This window comes from Trebonia kvetii, from assembly GCF_007827045.1.
Taxonomy (GTDB): domain Bacteria; phylum Actinomycetota; class Actinomycetes; order Streptosporangiales; family Streptosporangiaceae; genus Trebonia; species Trebonia kvetii.
This window is the reverse complement of record NZ_RPFW01000003.1, coordinates 282,061-298,889: the sequence shown is the minus strand read 5'-3', so window position 1 is coordinate 298,889 and position 16,829 is coordinate 282,061. Positions and strand designations below refer to the sequence as shown.

At 70.0% G+C, this 16,829-nt stretch carries 13 protein-coding genes; 8 read left to right on the top strand and 5 right to left on the bottom strand.

The genetic code is table 11. The features are described 5' to 3' along the window. The 3 genes from EAS64_RS16170 to EAS64_RS16160 form a co-directional block, all read right to left on the bottom strand. Complete coding sequence (locus EAS64_RS16170; RefSeq protein WP_145853834.1) at window positions 1-957, bottom strand: GNAT family N-acetyltransferase; 957 nt, start codon at window positions 955-957, stop codon at window positions 1-3. 13 nt (window positions 958-970) lie between these two features. Then, on the bottom strand, window positions 971-1,873 hold the full coding sequence (locus EAS64_RS16165; protein ID WP_342782048.1) for a Sco1979 family transcriptional regulator: 903 nt from the start codon (window positions 1,871-1,873) through the stop codon (window positions 971-973). A gap of 148 nt (window positions 1,874-2,021) precedes the next feature. Then, window positions 2,022-2,231: a DUF397 domain-containing protein gene (locus EAS64_RS16160; RefSeq protein WP_145853833.1), complete on the bottom strand. Its 210-nt coding sequence runs from the start codon at window positions 2,229-2,231 to the stop codon at window positions 2,022-2,024. 279 nt (window positions 2,232-2,510) lie between these two features. On the opposite strand from EAS64_RS16160, the gene EAS64_RS16155 reads away from it, so the two are divergent. The 7 genes from EAS64_RS16155 (at window position 2,511) to EAS64_RS16125 (ending at window position 12,054) form a co-directional block, all read left to right on the top strand. Continuing rightward, window positions 2,511-3,416 (top strand): ABC transporter ATP-binding protein, encoded by a 906-nt coding sequence (locus EAS64_RS16155; protein WP_145853832.1) that lies wholly within the window; start codon window positions 2,511-2,513, stop codon window positions 3,414-3,416. After that, window positions 3,413-4,183, top strand: a complete 771-nt coding sequence (locus EAS64_RS16150) for an ABC transporter permease (protein ID WP_145853831.1) — start codon at window positions 3,413-3,415, stop codon at window positions 4,181-4,183. Before EAS64_RS16155 ends, EAS64_RS16150 begins: the two co-directional genes overlap by 4 nt. 491 nt (window positions 4,184-4,674) lie before the next feature. Then, the gene (locus EAS64_RS16145; protein WP_145853830.1) at window positions 4,675-5,352 is read left to right on the top strand and encodes a CBS domain-containing protein; all 678 of its coding nucleotides are present in this window, start codon (window positions 4,675-4,677) and stop codon (window positions 5,350-5,352) included. 9 nt (window positions 5,353-5,361) lie between these two features. After that, window positions 5,362-5,616 carry a hypothetical protein gene (locus tag EAS64_RS16140; protein ID WP_145853829.1) on the top strand — a complete coding sequence of 85 codons (255 nt, stop codon included), beginning with the start codon at window positions 5,362-5,364 and terminating at the stop codon, window positions 5,614-5,616. A gap of 101 nt (window positions 5,617-5,717) precedes the next feature. After that, on the top strand, window positions 5,718-8,294 hold the full coding sequence (locus tag EAS64_RS16135) for a bifunctional acetate--CoA ligase family protein/GNAT family N-acetyltransferase (RefSeq protein WP_145853828.1): 2,577 nt from the start codon (window positions 5,718-5,720) through the stop codon (window positions 8,292-8,294). A 188-nt stretch (window positions 8,295-8,482) separates the two neighbouring features. Further along, window positions 8,483-10,855, top strand: a complete 2,373-nt coding sequence (locus EAS64_RS16130; RefSeq protein WP_145853827.1) for a phosphoketolase family protein — start codon at window positions 8,483-8,485, stop codon at window positions 10,853-10,855. 65 nt (window positions 10,856-10,920) lie between these two features. Next, window positions 10,921-12,054: an acetate/propionate family kinase gene (locus EAS64_RS16125; RefSeq protein WP_246115763.1), complete on the top strand. Its 1,134-nt coding sequence runs from the start codon at window positions 10,921-10,923 to the stop codon at window positions 12,052-12,054. On the opposite strand, the gene EAS64_RS16120 is transcribed toward EAS64_RS16125, so the two are convergent. Both EAS64_RS16120 and EAS64_RS16115 read right to left on the bottom strand, forming a co-directional pair. Then, window positions 12,051-12,509 (bottom strand): universal stress protein, encoded by a 459-nt coding sequence (locus EAS64_RS16120; protein WP_145853826.1) that lies wholly within the window; start codon window positions 12,507-12,509, stop codon window positions 12,051-12,053. The two genes, EAS64_RS16125 and EAS64_RS16120, sit on opposite strands and share 4 nt — an antisense overlap. Before the next feature lie 105 nt (window positions 12,510-12,614). Then, window positions 12,615-13,154, bottom strand: a complete 540-nt coding sequence (locus EAS64_RS16115) for a SixA phosphatase family protein (protein ID WP_222849358.1) — start codon at window positions 13,152-13,154, stop codon at window positions 12,615-12,617. Window positions 13,155-13,402: 248 nt separating this feature from the next. Here EAS64_RS16115 and EAS64_RS16110 point away from each other — a divergent pair, with 248 nt between their 5' ends. Next, complete coding sequence (locus EAS64_RS16110) at window positions 13,403-16,795, top strand: DEAD/DEAH box helicase (RefSeq protein ID WP_222849357.1); 3,393 nt, start codon at window positions 13,403-13,405, stop codon at window positions 16,793-16,795. Window positions 16,796-16,829: the final 34 nt, after the last annotated feature.

Below are 16,829 nucleotides of genomic sequence, written 5' to 3'. Positions count from 1 at the left end.
CTAACGGAGCATCCGGGCGGGCCTGGCCTCCCAGGTGCTCCACAGTGGCCGGTATCCCTGGCACCCCCAGAACGGCACGGCCAGCGGATTGACCTGCTCATACTGGAGAAGGATGACGGAGACCTTGGCCAGTGCGGCCGTACGGTGCAGCTGCCCGGTGAGGGCCGCTCCGACGCCGGCCTCGCGCTCGGCGGGCACGACGTACAGCGCCAGCAGGTAGGCCACGGGTGACTCGCAAGTCCGCGGTGCGATCCAGCCCGCGGCCTCCGGTCGCTCCGCGATCAGCAGCCCGACCGGATCGCCATCGCGCTCGGCCAGCCACGTCCACGAGTCAGGCTCACCGAGCAGCCTGGCGAGCTCTGCCCGCAGCGCTTCCGCGTACCCGGGCCGCTCTATCACGCCGCCGAAATAGGCATCGAACCGGACTACCTCCATGGCCATCCGGACAGCCACATCGAGATCCCCCGGGGTCGCCCGCCTGATCCGCACACCCGGCGGGCAGTCAGCGACCACCGCGGGCCGCCGGCTCGCGGACCTGGCGGCGATCACGCCGAGCGGCGCTAGCCCATGGGCCACCAGAGCTCGCACCCCGGCCACATCACGGCTAGGCCAGCAGATCACCGCGGCGGTGTCCTCGCCGGCGGCCTCCGGCACCGTGGCCAGGTGATCACGCCACCGCGACAGCAATGTATCCAGTGCGGCCAGGACATCAGGACCCGTGATGTACGGCGTTAGCCTGAACCGCTGGGCGGCACCTTCGATCAGGTCCAGCGAACCGGATTCCGCGGTCCAGTGGCCGCATGAGCCCGCCGCCGCCAGCCCCCGGTCCGGCCCGCCCACCGCCAGCTGGGCGCCACAGCCTAGCGCCCAGCCAGAAGCGGCCGGCAGCAGCGGGTCGATCGCCTGCCATCGCCGGCTGGCGAGTTCCGCCATCAGGTCGAGGTCTAGCCGAGTCACTGTCGGGTCGGACTCAGGGGCCGCTGAAGACCGCCTGGAGTCTGCTGAGGCTCTCCTCCGGAGACGCGGCTTCGACACGCAGGCTCTCCATCACCGCCAGGTAGCTGCGGACCTGGTCTGGCTTTTCCAGATACTGCGCGGTCGACAGCTGCTCCAGGTAGACGATGTCGGACAAGTCGCTCTCCGCGAAGTGCAGCACGCTGAACGGGCCGCCTGCCGCGGCGTGGCCGCCTGCCTTGAACGGGAGGACCTGGATCGTCACATTGGGCCGCTGGGACATCTCGATGAGATGCCTCAACTGGGCCCGCATCACGGATGTACCGCCGATCGGGCGGCTCAGCACCGCTTCGTCGAGCACCATCCGCAGGCTGACCGGCTCCGCTCCGGAGAGCCTGGCCTGGCGAGCCATCCTCAGGCTGACCCGGCGGCTGATCTCCTTGGGATTCGAATAAGACAGCAGCGTGACAGCGCGAGCATATTCTTCCGTCTGCAGCAGCCCGGGTACGAACTGCACCTCGTAGCCGCTGATCTGGATGGCGGCCTCTTCGAGGCTGATGTATTCCTCGAACCAGCTGGGCAGGATGTCGGAGTAGTCATGCCACCAGCCGCGGGAGTTGGCGCGGACGGCGACCCCGCGCAGCGTCTGTATCTGCGCCTGGTCGGTCACGCCGTAATACATGAACAGATCGACGATGTCGCGATCCTTGAAGGCCACCCGGCCGCTTTCAAGCCGGCTCATCTTCGAGTGAGACGCACGGATGACGTTACCCGCATCCTCGAGCGTGATCCTCTTTGCCTCGCGCAGCCGCCGTAGTTGCGCTCCGAGGAGAATGCGCAGTACAGCGGGGTTGCCGGCGCCGGTAAGCGAGGTCATGTTCAGGACCGGGCCCTCGTTGGGCACGGTCGTAGTGATCATTCCATCTCCCTGCGCATGCCAGCGAACAATGGATAACTTAAGAAGTCTCCCATGTCACATGACGGTCGCACCATAGCTTAGGCGGAAGTGGTCGAAGTTGCCCAGCTTTGGCGGACAGGTTTGCTGGCTTGGCCAGGGCCGAACTCCCTCAGTCGTGCACACCGCGGAGGAACGCGTCCCACACCGCACTGGCGAAGACCAGCTTCGGACCGTCAGGAAACCGTGAGTCCCGCAGCGCGACGCCGCCGGCTACCTCCGCCACCTCAACGCAGTTACCGCTCGGGTTGCTGTAACTGCTCTTGCGCCACGCGGAGGTGCGCGGGAGCGATGCCGGCACACCGTTGACGTGCTGATCCATTCGCAGCCCTTCCCTAGCCTAGCCATGCCCACGCACGCACAGATTGTGCAAAGGCACGTGCATATGCACATTTGGCCCCTTTAGGTTAGCGGACGGACAGCTCCGGTGAGCCGACTCCGCAAAAACCGCAAGCCCGCACCGGGCCACCGGCTAAACCGACATTTGCATCGCCTTTTGGATCGGCTAGGCGCGCCATTGGCCGTTTATCCGGCCTTTGCCTGGCGTTTCCCCGGGTGGAAAACCATTGCGCAACAGCACCGGATGCGGTGGGGTTGACCCATGTCGGACAACTCACCCGCCGTGCGGGTGCGGGGACTCGTCAAGTCCTACGGCGGGCTCCAAGCGGTACGCGGCATTGACCTGGAGATCCGGGCCGGCGAGATTTTCGCGCTGCTCGGGCCCAACGGCGCGGGCAAGACCACCACGGTCGAGATCCTCGAGGGCTACCGGAAGCGAGACGGCGGCGAGGTCAGCGTCCTCGGCTTCGATCCCGGACGGGAACGAGCCAAGATGCTGCCGCGGGTGGGAATCGTCCTGCAGAAGACCGGGGTGGACCGCTTCCTGACCGTCATCGAGACCGTCACGATGTACGCGAGCTACTACCCCAAGCCCAGGCCGCCTGCCGAGGTGGTCGACCTCGTCGGCCTGGCCGACAAGAGCGATAGCCGGGTCACCACGCTGTCCGGCGGCCAGCTGCGGCGGCTTGACATGGCGGTCGCCCTGGCCGGCGACCCCGACCTGCTGTTCCTCGACGAGCCGACCACCGGTTTCGATCCGTCGGCAAGACGCGAGGCGTGGGACGTGGTCAAGGACCTGGCCTCGCTCGGCAAGACGGTCCTGCTGACCACGCACTACATGGACGAAGCGCAGCATCTCGCCGACCGGGTCGCGGTGATCGCCGCGGGGCAGATCGTCGCCGAGGGGACGCCCGGCACGCTAGGCGACAGGAACCTCGCCCAGGCGCGGATCAGGTACCGGGTGCCCGACGGTGCCGTGCCGCCTGGCGATCTGGGCGGTGTGCCGGACGTGGCGGGCTTCCTCGTCGTCACCTCCGCCGATCCAGTCCGTGACCTGCACACGCTCACCGGCTGGGCGCTGGAGAACGGCGTCACCCTGGACGGGCTCGAAGTATCGAGGCCGTCGCTCGAGGACGTCTACCTGTCGCTGACGGAGGTGGGAGCATGACCACGCTCCGGCTGGCCGCCGTGCAGCTCCGCTATGTCAACAAGGCGTTCTGGCGCAACCCCGCCTCGGCGTTCTTCACCTTCGTGTTCCCGCTGATGTTCCTGGTGATCTTCACGTCCCTGCTCGGTCACTACACGGTCAGGATCGGCGACAGGAGCATCGACACCTCTACCTACTACGTGGCGTCCATGGGCACCTTCGCCGCAATCAGCGCCTGTTTCAACAACGTCGCGATGGCCATCACGTTCCAGCGTGAGGAGGGCGTGCTGAAGCGGGCCAACGGCACCCCCCTGCCCGCCGCCTCTTACATTGGCGCGCGGATCGCGCACGCGGTCGCCATCTCGGTGGTGCTCGTCGCCCTGACGGTGATCTTCGGGCACGTCGCCTACCAGGCCTCAATCCCGACTGGGCTGTCGCTGCTCAGGTTCATCGTCGTGGTGCTCGTCGGCTCGGCGGCGTTCTGCGCCCTCGGCCTCGCGCTGTCCGGCGCCATCCCCAACTCCGACGCCACCGCCCCGATCGTCAACGCGGTCGCCCTGCCCGTCGAGTTCCTGTCGGGGATCTTCATCGCGTTCGGCAACGACACGCCGTCATGGATCTTGTGGATCGCCCGCATCTTCCCCGTCCGCCATTTCGCGCTCGGCATGCAGTCAGCCTTCCTCGGCACCCCGTTCAGCTGGGCCGACGTCCTGGTCGTGGCCGCATGGGGCGTCGGCGGCGTCCTCCTCGCAGTGCGTTACTTCCGCTGGGACCCACGCCAGGAATAACGCCGGGCGACTAGGGACCGACGGATCGCTAGCGGAATCTTGCCCGCTCACCGCGCTGAGCGAACCTGTCTCATCGTCGCCGCGGGTCGGGTGGGCGGGAAGTACTAACTCGTCTATTGCGGCAGGGAAAACACGGGACCTTCGGCCCCTTGTGGCGGACGTGCCAGGGGAGTTTTCTGGGAAGTGACGGGAGGGACCCGAACAGACGCGGAGCAGCGGGCAGGCAGCAAGGGCCGGGCCCCGCGCACCGCGCAATCGGAATCCGCGAGATGCGGAGACGAGCCCCTCCCGTCCTGAAGATCTTGGATCGCCGGTGACTGGGGGGAGGGCCGGCGATCCAAGATCCTTCTGTTTCCGTGGGGGCATTCGCGGCTAAAGGCGGGCAATCCGGGCCTTTGGTCCCGCGAGGATCGGGTCGTTCGACGGTGGGCCGGCGGCCACGACGGCGGTGGACTTGGTTCGTCAGCGATGCGCCAAGGAGGGCAATTGCGATGAACACCACCGTCAAGGACGTCATGACCACGCATGTGGTCGCCGTCCGGCTGAATGCGACCTACAAGGACATGGCGGCCCGGCTGCGCGAGTTCCGGGTGAGCGCCTTTCCCGTGCTCGATGACGACGACAAGGTCATCGGGGTGGTGTCCGAGGCGGACCTGCTGACCAAGGAAGCGCTCGAGTTCGCCCCGGCACACGGTCTCATCGGCGGCATCCTGCACGGCCGCGAGTACAGCAAGGCGGCCGCCGTCACCGCCGCGGACCTGATGACCACGCCGCCGGTGACCATCGGTCCGTATGAGACGGTGCTGCACGCGGCGAGGCTGATGTACTCGCGCAAGGTGAAGCGGCTCCCCGTGGTGGATGAGGAAGGACGCCTCATCGGCATCGTCTCCCGCGCCGACGTGCTGAGCGTGTTCTCCAGGCTGGACGCGGACATTCGCCGCGACATCATCGACAACGTCATCGTCGGCACGGTGCTCACCGACCCTGCCCGGTTCACCGTCGACGTCACGGACGGCGTCGTGACCGTGACGGGCGAACCGGAGAACGCCAGCGTGGGCCATGACATGATCGAAGAGATCCGCCACGTCGAGGGAGTTGTGGCGGTGCGGGACCGGCTCCAGTATCCGCCGGACCAGCGACCCGCCGTGCTGTCCGGTACGCGGTTCTAGGGGCCGGTCATGTACCTGGCATCGGCTGACTACCCGAACTCGGATATCTCGACAGGAGCGATGGTCGCCATCGCCGTGGTCATGGCAAGCGTGCTGCTCATCTGGCTTGGCTCGGTGTACCTCGCCGAGCGGAGCGGCCAGGCGCGGGCCCGGCGAGCGCGCAACTCCCGCCCCGTGCTGACACCGCAAGGTGGCGCGGCGGATGATGAGCACAGCGGAGCCGACGGCGACGGGGAGGCAAGCCGGCGGGCAGCGGCCGCCTGACGAGCGCTCCCGCCTGGCCGAACGGACCGGTGCCGGACAGACCCGCGCAGGACGGTGCGGGGCAGGACCGTACTGCGCAGGACGGAGCTGAGGAGAGGCAGATGGGCGAGCCGGACAGCGGCCCGGGGAGCGTCTACGCGCTGCTCGCCGACGGGCGGACGGTGGAGATCCGGCCGGCCAGGACGGCGGACTTCGACGCCGTCAAGGCCTTGCACGAGGCGATGTCGCCGAACAACGCCTACCTGCGCTTCTTCAGCCTCAGCCGTCTTGCGGCACAGCAGGAGGCCAAGCGGGTCACTCGAGCCCCAGGACCCGATCACGCCGCGCTGCTCGCCGTCTACGACGGCCAGGTGGTCGGGCTCGCCAGCTACGAGGTGTCGCGCGCCAGTGCGGGCAAACCGAGTCCGCGGACCGCGGAGGTGGCCTTCGCCGTCGCCGACACCATGCACCACAGGGGCATCGCTACGCTGCTGCTTGAGCATCTCGTGTCGCTGGCCCGCGCCAGCCAGCTCGAGGCGCTTGTCGCCGAGACGCTGTCCGAGAACACCAGCATGCTCCGGGTGTTTTCCGATGCGGGCCTGCCCGTGCAGAGCAAGCGCGAGGAAGGCGTCGTCGCCATCACCATCCCGCTGCCGCCCGACGACACCGGGACGCAGCTGGACAGCTACCTGGACAGGGTGGCGGCCCGCGAGCGGTCCGCCAACGTGGCGAGCCTGCAGCCGGTGTTCGCGCCGCAGTCGGTCGTGGTGATCGGCGCGAGCCGCCAGCCGGGCACGGTGGGCCGGTCGGTACTGGACAACATCAGGACCGGCGGGTTCGCCGGCCGGCTGTACGCGGTCAACCGCAACGCAGTTGTCTCCCGGGGGGACGACCCCCCGTACCCCCCGTACACCCCGGGAGAGTTCGAAGGGATCCCCTGCTTCCCCGACGTGCAGAGCCTGCCGGAGACGCCCGACCTGGCGCTGCTCGCGGTGCCGCCCGCCGCGGTGACGGCGATGGCGGAGGCCTGCGGACAGCGCGGCGTCCGCGGTCTCGTGGTGTTCACCGCGGCCGTCGACGCGCAGGCGGGCGCCGCGCTGCTCGCCGTCTGCCGCCGGTACGGTATGCGGCTGATCGGCCCCAACTGCTTCGGCATCGCTGTCCCGTCGATCGGTCTCGACGCGACCTTCGCCGCGGCCAACCCGCTGCCGGGCACCGTCGGCCTCGTCATGCAGTCGGGCGGTCTCGGCTTCGCCATGGTGGACCACCTCACCCGGCTGGGCATCGGCATCTCCTCCTTCGCCTCGGTCGGCAACAAGCTCGACGTGTCAAGCAACGACATGCTGATGTGGTGGGAACAGGACGAGCTGACCAGGGTCGCGGTGCTCTACATCGAGTCGTTCGGCAACCCGCGCAAGTTCGGGCGGACCGCGCGGCGGGCCGGCCTGAAGATGCCGGTGCTCACCGTGCACGCCGGGCGCAGCGAGGCGGGGCAGCGCGCCGTCGCGTCGCACACCGCGGCCGCCACCACCCCGCTCGTCACCAGGGAGGCGCTGTTCGAGCAGGCGGGGATCATCGCCACGCCGAGCTTCGGCGAGCTCATGGGCGCCACGGCGCTGCTTGCCACCCAGCCGCCGCCCACGGGCCCCACGGTCGCGATCGTGTCCAACGTCGGCGGCGCCGGCGTGCTCGCCGCAGACGCCTGCACCGACCTCGGGCTCGCCGTGCACCATCCGCGCGAGGAGACCAGGCAGCGGCTGCGGGAGATCGTCCCGGCCGCCGGCGCCGTCAGCGGCCCGGTGGACACCGCGGCGACCGTCTCCGCCGACGAGTTCCGCGCGGTGCTCGAAACGCTCTGCGCCGACAAGGACGTGCACGCCGTCATCGCGCTCATCCTGCGCACCGGCGCGACCGGGGACCTGCTGCAAGCCGTCGCCGAGGCCGAGCTGAGCGTTCCGCTCACCGTCGTCGTGCTCAACCAGCCGGAGGCGGTCAGGCTCGTGCCGGCCCGCGACGGGCACGCACCTTCCTATGCCTATCCCGAGGTCGCGGCGCGCGCACTGTCCCGCGCCGTCAAGTACGCGCAGTGGCGAGCCACGCCGCGGCAGACCGTGCCCGCGTTCCCCGACGTGGACGCGGAGCAGGCAAGGAACATCGTGCAGAGGTTCCTCGCCGGGCGGCCGGACGGCGGCCGGCTGCCGCAGCAGGATGCCGCGGACCTGCTGGCGGCGTACCGGATACCGCTGGCACCGGGCGCCGCCGCCAGCGTCGCGGACCAGGCAGGCTACCCGGTGTGGCGCGTCGGCGTGCTTGACGACCAGATGTTCGGGCCGCTCGTCGTGCTCGGTCCCGGCAGTGCTGCCGCCGGGAGTGCCGCCGCCGACGGGGCCGCCACCGGCGCGGCCGCCGGGCCCGCCGCCAGGCTCGCGCCGCTGACCGAGGCGGATGCCGACGCCCTGATCAGCTCGGCCGGTGCCGCGCACCCGACGCTCGGGCACTCCGCCGCCGCGGCGGACAGCCTGGCGGAGCTGCGCGACGTGCTGCTGCGCGTATCCCGGCTAAGCGACGACCTCCCGGAGATCACCCAACTCGACCTCAACCCGGTCATCGTGCGGCCCGGCGGTACGGTCGCGGCGGGCGCGCGGATCCTGGTGCTACCGCAGGCGCCGCAGGATCCCTTCCTTCGCCGGCTGCGGTAGCCGGGACCGCGGCACGCGGACAGGGTCAATGGTCCCGCGACGCGGACACGTTGGACACTGTTAACCTCGCCGGCTGTTACCTAACGTGAGCATTGCGGAAGGATGGGAACGAGTGCGTGCCAGCCACGAACGAGGCTGCGCCGGGCATCCAGGAGTACCCCACTCGTTCGGGATCAGAAGGGACCCGCATGACCGCGACGGAAAGCGGACCGCTGACGGCGGCCGAACTCGACCTGATCGACGCCTGGTGGCGCGCCGCCAACTACCTGTCGGTCGGCCAGATCTACCTGCTCGACAACCCGCTGCTGCGGGAGCCGCTGCGGCCGGAGCACGTAAAGCCGCGGCTGCTCGGGCACTGGGGCACCACGCCGGGGCTCAACCTGATCTACGCCCACCTCAACCGGGTGATCAGGAACTGGGACCTGGACAGCATCTACATCGCGGGACCCGGGCACGGCGGCCCCGGGCTCGTCGCGAACGCCTACCTGGAGGGCACCTACACCGAGCGGTACCCGTCGATCGGCCAGGACGAGGAGGGCATGCGCCGGCTGTTCCGTCAGTTCTCCTTCCCCGGCGGCATTCCCTCGCACGTGGCGCCGGAGACGCCCGGGTCCATCCACGAGGGCGGCGAGCTCGGCTACTCGCTCGCGCACGCGTACGGCGCGGCGTTCGACAACCCGGACCTGATCGTGGCCTGCGTGATCGGCGACGGCGAGTCGGAGACCGGGCCGCTGGCGGGCAGCTGGCACTCCAACAAGTTCCTCAACCCGGTGACCGACGGCGCGGTGCTGCCGATCCTGCACCTCAACGGGTACAAGATCGCCAACCCCACAATCCCCGCGCGGATACCGCCCGACGAGCTCGAGGCGCTGCTCACCGGGTACGGGCACCACGTCTACGTGGTCGAGGGCGACGACCCGAAGCTGGTCCACGAGCAGCTCGCGGTCACGCTCGACTCAGTCGTCACCGACATCCACGACATCCAGCGGCGCGCCAGGTCCGAGGGCAACACCGAGCGGCCGCGCTGGCCGGCCATCGTGCTGCGCACGCCGAAGGGCTGGACCGGGCCGAAGGTCGTGGACGGCAACCAGGTGGAAGGCACCTGGCGCGCCCACCAGGTGCCGATCGCGGAGGTGCGCGGCAACGCGGACCACCTGCGGCAGCTCGAGGAGTGGATGCGGACCTACCGGCCCGAGGAACTCTTCGACGCCTCGGGCACCGTGCTGCCGGAGATCGCCAGGCTAGCCCCAGCCGACTACCGGCGGATGAGCGACAACCCGCACGCCAACGGCGGGTCGCTGCTGCGCGACCTCGACCTGCCGCGCTTCCAGGACTACGCGGTCGACGTGCCGGCGCCCGGCGCCGTCGAGGCGGAGAACACCAAGGTGCTCGGCACCTGGCTGCGCGACACCATCGTGCGCAATGGCTCCAACTTCCGGCTGTTCGGTCCGGACGAGACGGCATCGAACCGGCTCGGCCCGGTCTTCGACGTGACCGGGCGAGCGTTCGACGGGATCATCGTGCCAGGGGACAACCAGCTCACTCCCGACGGCCGGGTGATGGAGGTGCTGTCTGAGCACCTGTGCCAGGGCTGGCTGGAGGGCTACCTGCTGACCGGGCGGCACGGCCTGTTCAACTGCTACGAGGCGTTCATCCACATCATCGACTCGATGTTCAACCAACACGCCAAGTGGCTCAAGACCACGCGGCACATCCCCTGGCGACGCCCCGTGGCATCGCTCAACTACCTGCTCTCCTCGCTGGTGTGGCGGCAGGACCACAACGGGTTCTCGCACCAGGACCCCGGCTTCATCGACCACGTGGTCAACAAGAAGGCCGAGATCATCCGGGTCTACCTGCCGCCGGACGCGAACACGCTGCTCTCGGTGGCGGACCACTGCCTCCGGTCCAGGCACTACGTGAACGTGATCGTGGCGGGCAAGCAGCAGCAGGCGCAGTGGCTGTCGATGGACGAGGCGATCATCCACTGCACCCGCGGCGCCGGGATCTGGGAGTGGGCTTCCTCGGACAGCGACCCGACTACTCCCCCGGACGTCGTCATGGCCTGCTGCGGCGACACGCCCACCCTGGAGACCCTGGCCGCGGTGTCGCTGCTGCGCGAGCACCTGCCCCAGCTCAAGGTCCGGGTGGTGAACGTCGTCGACCTGATGCGGCTGCAGCCGGAGACGGAACATCCGCACGGCATGTCGGACGCCGAGTTCGACGCGCTGTTCACCACCACCGCGCCGGTGATCTTCGCCTACCACGGCTACCCGTGGCTGATCCACCGGCTGACCTACCGGCGGCACGGTCACGCCAACTTCCACGTCCGCGGGTACAAGGAGGAGGGGACCACCACCACGCCGTTCGACATGGTGATGCTCAACGACCTCGACCGGTACCACCTGGTGATGGACGTGATCGACCGGACCGCCGGGCTGGCGAGCGCCGCCGGGCGCGTGCGGCAGATAATGGAGGACAAGCGGATCTCCGCCCGGGCCTACACCAGGGAGCACGGCGAGGACGCGCCGGAGATCCAGGGCTGGACGTGGCAGCGCTGACTGACGCACCCGAGTCATCACCAGGAACGGATGCGGCCGGCTCCGGTCCCGGATCACCGCGCCGCATCCTCGTGGTGAACGCCGGGTCGAGCAGCCTCAAGCTGCGGGTGCTCGACGAGCATGGCGCGGTCGCCGCCGCCGCCGACCTGCCCGCCGTGGGCGGCGACGGCGCCACGGACGGCGCGGCGATCCGTGCCGCGATCGAGTCGTTCGGCCCCGTCGACGCGGTGGGCCACCGGGTGGTGCACGGCGGCACGCTGTACGCCGCGCCCGTCGTGGTCACCCCAGAGGTGCGCAAGCGGCTCGAGTCGCTCACCGACCTCGCGCCGCTGCACCAGCCCAAGTCGCTCGCCGCGCTCGACGCGGTCACCAGGGTGCTGCCCGCGGTGCCCGCGGTGGCCTGCTTCGACACCGCGTTCCACGCGACGATCCCCGCCGCGGCGGCGACGTTCGCGCTGCCGGCCGAGTGGCGCGCCCGCTGGACGCTGCGCAGGTACGGGTTCCACGGCCTGTCCCACGCATACGTCTCCGCCCGGGCCGCCGAGCTGGTCTCAGGCGAGCCGGCCCCAGGCAGGCCGGCCCCAGGGTCGCTGCGCGTCGTCAGCTGCCACCTGGGTGCGGGCGCGTCGCTCGCCGCCGTGCACGGCGGCCGGTCGGTGGACACCACGATGGGCTTCACGCCGCTTGACGGCCTGGTGATGGCCACGCGGTCCGGCTCCGTCGACCCGGGCCTGGTGCTCTGGCTCGAGGAGCACGCGCACATGCCGCCCCGCGAGCTCGCCGACACCCTCGAGCACCGCTCCGGCCTCGCCGGCCTGGCAGGCACCGGCGACATGCGGCAGGTGCTCGCCCGCGCCACGGCAGGCGACGAGCGTGCACTGCTCGGCAGGAACGTCTACCTGCACCGGCTCCGCGGCTCGATCGCCGCGATGGCCGCCGCCATGGACGGCCTCGACATGCTCGTCTTCACCGGCGGCGTGGGCGAGAACTCGCCGGAGATCCGCTCCCGCGCCGCGGCCGGGCTGCACTTCCTCGGCGTCGCCGTCGACGAGACAAGCAACACCCTGGGCAAGGACGAGCGCGGCGACGACTGGGAGATCACGGCTTCCGGCGCCCGCGTCCGTACGTACGTGATTGCCGCGCGCGAGGACAGGCAGATCGCCGCCGAGGTCCGCTCGGTCCTCGGCTGGGCTAGTTAGGGGACCACGGTGACAGGCCATTTGCCTGCCCGGACCAGGCGGACGGCCAGCGATCCCATCAGGCGGTGGCCCGCCTGGAGCGAGGCGCCGACCACGATCGCGTCGGCGCGGGTCTCGCCGGCGATGCGGGTGATCTCGTGGTACGGGTCGCCGTGCGCGGCGATGAAGGTCACCGAGATGCCGAGGTCACGGGCCATGGTGTCGGCCCTGGCGGCCAGGTCCTTGGCGATCTCCTCGTGCGCCTCGTTCTCCGCCGCCAGGACGGCCGGTCCGGCGGAGCTGACAAGGGCCATGCCCGCCATCGGCGCGACGTAGACAGCGATCACCCGGGCGCGCTGCCTGCGGGCGAGCCCGGCGGTGTAGGCCGCCGCCCGCAGCCCGGTGACCGTATCGTCCACCCCCACCAGGATGGCTGAGGGGCCGTCGGTGCCAAGCTCGAACTCGCCGCTTTCCACGCGAGCAGTCTACGTTCCGGGTTGCGTCCCGATGGCAAAGACCGCCATCGTATCGGGCACGCAACCCAACGGCATCTCCCGGGGGGACGACCCCCCGTACCCCCGTCATGCCCGCAGTTGCGCAGGGATCGTGAACGCGAGCAGGCTGGCCTCGCCAGGCGTCGCCTCCGCCCACGCGCCTGGCAGGGCGAGGACCGCGACGAACGCCGTCGGGAAGGCCGCGGGCTGTTCGGCCGACGGGTCGGCAAGGCCCACGGTTAGCTCGGCGAGACCCGGGTTGTGCCCGACGACAAGCACGGTACGCCACGTGGGGTCGAACTCGCGGACCAGCATCAACAAGCCGAGGACCGTCGCCTCGTAGATCCGCGGCTCGTAATGGACCTCAGGCGTCGCGCCTGGCGCGGCGGCCGACAGGCCGGGCGACGCGAGTGCCCAGGTCTCCCTGGCCCGCTGCGCCGTCGAGCAGACCACGGCGTCGGGCAGGTAGCCGGCCTCGCCGAGCCAGCGGCCGACCTCCGGCGCATCCCGCCTGCCGCGCTTCGCGAGCGGTCGTTCATGGTCGGGCATGTCCGGCCAGTCCGACTTGGCATGCCGCATCAGTACCAGCAGTCGCCCCGCCCCGGCCGGGTTTTCCGCCTTGCTCACGCCAGCCCCGCGCTCATCACACCACCGTAGCCTGGCCGGTTCCACGCGCGCGAGGGGGTCGTGCGGGGCTCGGGCCGCCGCCTGCCCGCCGTCTTCCGTGCCCCCGCTAGTAACAATCACCGGATAGGCTCGATGGGATGCAACGGGTCGCGCTTCGGGATGTCGATCTCGCATCCTTCCGTGCGGCTGTCGGGCCGGAAGGGTGCTCCGACGGCACAGCCGCGGTAAAACGCGGCGCGATCGTGCAGATGGCATGGGAAGCCTCGCAGCAGCTGCTCACCGGAACCGTCCGCGACGCCGGCGGCGAGATCAGGACGGTTTCCGCCTCGTTCCGCGCCTCACCAGGGTTTCCGCTCCGGTTCCGCGAGGGCTACTGCAGCTGCGCCACCGGCACCAACTGCGTGCACGTCGCCGCGCTGGTGCTCGCCGCAACGGACGAGACGCTGCTGCCAACGACGGGACCGATGGCGGCCACCGCCGCCCGCCGCTCGGCGCTGCCCTGGGAGCAGCCGCTCGACTCGCTGCTCGCCACGCCGCAGCCCGCCGACCCGCCCGCGGCAAGCGACGTCACCGCTGGCGCGCGGCTGGCGGTCGAGCTGTCCCTTGTCCAGGTCGCCGTCGAGCCCGTCCGCTACCCCAGCTACAGCACGGACAACGGCCGCTACGAGCCGCCACCCGAGGACCCCGCCCGCAGGCTCAAGCTCCAGGCGCGGCTGGTGCAGCCCGGCCGGCTCGGGGGCTGGGTGGCCGGCACCCTGACCTGGTCAAAGCTGGACTACCTGCTGCTGCGCGGCGAGATACCCGCCGCGCAGATCAGGCTGCTGCAGGAACTGCACGCCCTCTACCGGGCGAGCACCGGCCAGCAGTACCACTACTCGGGCAGCTACTCCTTCGCCGGGTACGGCGACGTGAAGTACCTGGACCTGTCCGGCTGCGAGTCCAGGCAGCTGTGGCCAATCCTCGACCAGGCATACGCGGCGGGCCTGCCCTTCCTCTACCGGGGCAGGCAGGGCACCGTGCCGCCGCCCGGCACCGCGGAGCTGTGCCTGGACGTGACGACCGAAGGCACCACCCTGCTTATCGCCCCGGTGATCAAGACGGACGACGGCGTGGACGCGGTTCCGCTCAGGTTCGTCGGCAGCGAGGGCCACGGCGTGATCTACGCCGACCGCGCGGAGGCCAGGGCCGGAGAGGCCAGTCCAGGAGAGGACAGCGCCGGAGAGAACAGGGCCAGGGAAGGCAGAGCCGCCGAGGGCGGACCCGGCGAGCTCGCCGGGTTCCGGCTCGCCAGGCTCACCCACCCCGTGCCGGCGCAGCTGCAGCAACTGGCGCTGACCGACGAGCAGCTTGTCGTTCCCGAGGCCGGGCAGGCCGCCTTCCTGTCCAGGTACTACCCGAGGCTGCGCCGCCAGGCCACCGTTACCTCGTCCGACGGTTCGTTCACCGCGCCGGAGATCTCCGGGCCCGAGCTTGTGGTGCACGCCGACTACACCGGCGGCCACCACCTCGAGGTGCGCTGGGAGTGGTCCTACCGGGTCGGCGGCACCGAACTGCGCGCGGCACTGGGCGCCGCACGCGACCCGTTCCGCGACCCGGAAGCCGAGGCGCGGGTGCTGCGCGGCCTGAGCCTGCCAGCAGCACCCGGCGTGCCGTCCCGTGCGACCGCGGACAGCCTCGGCGCACCGAGCGGGCTGTTTCCCGCTGGCAGGCACACCCTGCGCGGGTTCGAGGCCATGACGTTCAGCACCGAGGTGCTGCCGCTGCTTTCCAGCCGCGACGGCGTGCGGGTCGAGCTGACGGGCCAGGTGCCCGACTACCACGAGGCCGGCGACTCGCTGGAGATCGGACTGTCCGCCGGCGAGCTCGACGGCGACCGCGACTGGTTCGACCTGGGCATCAGCGTCACCGTCGAGGGCCGCGAGGTGCCGTTCGCCGACCTGTTCGTCGCGCTCGCGCACGGGCAATCGCACATGCTGCTCGCCGACGGCGCGTACTTCTCGCTCGACAAGCCGGAACTCGCCACGCTCGCCAGGCTCATCGAGGAGGCCAAGGCACTCCAGGACCAGCCGGACGGCGGGCTGCGCATCAGCCGTTTCCAGGCGGGCCTGTGGGAGGAACTATCCGAGATCGGCTCGGTCAGCCACCAGGCCGCCCGCTGGCAGGAGCAGGTGCGCGGGCTGCTCGCCGTCGAGGAGATCGACGCCGTGCCGCTGCCCGCGACGCTCAACGCGCAGCTCAGGCCCTACCAGCTGTCCGGCTTCCACTGGCTCGCGTTCCTGTGGCGGCACGGGCTCGGCGGCATCCTGGCCGACGACATGGGCCTCGGAAAGACACTGCAGACCCTGGCGCTGCTGCAACACGTCAAAGACATCAGCCGAACGGGTTCGTCGGAACCCGTTCGGCATCCGCCTTTCCTCATCGTGGCGCCGACCTCCGTGCTCACGAACTGGACGGCCGAGGCACACCGCTTCACCCCGGACCTGAAGGTGGTGACGGTCTCCGACACCATCGGCCGCCGCGGCGGCACGCTCGCGGACGTGATCGGCGGGGCGGACGCGGTGGTGACCTCGTACACGCTGCTGCGGCTCGACTTCGAGACGTTCGCGGCGCACGAGTGGGCGGGGCTCGTCCTCGACGAGGCGCAGTACGTCAAGAACCACCAGTCGAAGGCGTACCAGTGCGCTCGGCGGATTGCCGCGCCGTTCAAGATCGCGATCACCGGCACGCCCATGGAGAACAACCTCATGGAGCTGTGGTCGCTGCTGTCGATCACCGCGCCCGGGCTGTTCCCGAACCCGGAGCGGTTCCGGGACTACTACGCCAAGCCGATCGAGAAGAACGGCAGCGGCGATCTCCTGGCCCAGCTGCGGCGCCGGATCAGGCCGCTGATCATGCGGCGCACCAAGGAACAGGTGGCCGCGGACCTGCCGGAGAAGCAGGAGCAGGTCCTCGAGGTCGAGCTTGACCCGACGCACAGGAAGGTCTACCAGACCCACCTGCAGCGCGAGCGGCAGAAGATCCTCGGCCTGCTTGACGACGTCAACCACAACCGGTTCACCATCCTGCGCTCGCTGACGCTGCTGCGGCAGCTGTCGCTGCACGCGGCGCTGGTCGACGAGGAGCATTCCGACGTGCCGTCCGCCAAGCTCGACGCGCTGGCCGAGCAGATCGAGGACGTGGTGGGCGGCGGGCACCGGGCACTGGTCTTCAGCCAGTTCACCCGCTTCCTCCGGATGGCGCGCGCCCGGCTCGAGGCGGCCGGCGTGGAGTGCTGCTACCTGGACGGCTCCACCGTCAACCGGGGCGCGGTGATCTCCGCCTTCAAGGAGGGAACCGCGCCGGTGTTCCTCATCTCGCTCAAGGCCGGCGGGTTCGGGCTGAACCTGACGGAGGCCGACTACTGCTTCCTACTCGACCCGTGGTGGAACCCGGCCACCGAGGCACAGGCCGTGGACCGCACGCACCGGATCGGGCAGACGCGGCACGTCATGGTGTACCGGCTGATCGCTTCCGGCACCATCGAGGAGAAGGTGATGGCGCTCAAGGCGCGCAAGGCCGAGCTGTTCTCCTCGGTAATCGACAGCGAGGGCGCGTTTTCCTCCTCGCTGTCCGCCGACGATATCCGCGCCCTGTTCGGCTAGCCGACGCTTTCCGCTAGCAGCCGGCCGATTTCGG

What these genes read in the sequence shown, in the direction of transcription:
- EAS64_RS16145 (WP_145853830.1), top strand. Translation starts at nt 4,675, where the DNA reads ATGAACACCACCGTCAAGGACGTCATGACCACGCATGTGGTCGCCGTC.
- EAS64_RS16140 (WP_145853829.1), top strand. Translation starts at nt 5,362, where the DNA reads ATGTACCTGGCATCGGCTGACTACCCGAACTCGGATATCTCGACAGGA.
- EAS64_RS16155 (WP_145853832.1), top strand. Translation starts at nt 2,511, where the DNA reads ATGTCGGACAACTCACCCGCCGTGCGGGTGCGGGGACTCGTCAAGTCC.
- EAS64_RS16150 (WP_145853831.1), top strand. Translation starts at nt 3,413, where the DNA reads ATGACCACGCTCCGGCTGGCCGCCGTGCAGCTCCGCTATGTCAACAAG.
- EAS64_RS16110 (WP_222849357.1), top strand. Translation starts at nt 13,403, where the DNA reads ATGGCATGGGAAGCCTCGCAGCAGCTGCTCACCGGAACCGTCCGCGAC.
- EAS64_RS16135 (WP_145853828.1), top strand. Translation starts at nt 5,718, where the DNA reads ATGGGCGAGCCGGACAGCGGCCCGGGGAGCGTCTACGCGCTGCTCGCC.
- EAS64_RS16160 (WP_145853833.1), bottom strand. Translation starts at nt 2,231, where the DNA reads ATGGATCAGCACGTCAACGGTGTGCCGGCATCGCTCCCGCGCACCTCC.
- EAS64_RS16165 (WP_342782048.1), bottom strand. Translation starts at nt 1,873, where the DNA reads ATGATCACTACGACCGTGCCCAACGAGGGCCCGGTCCTGAACATGACC.
- EAS64_RS16130 (WP_145853827.1), top strand. Translation starts at nt 8,483, where the DNA reads ATGACCGCGACGGAAAGCGGACCGCTGACGGCGGCCGAACTCGACCTG.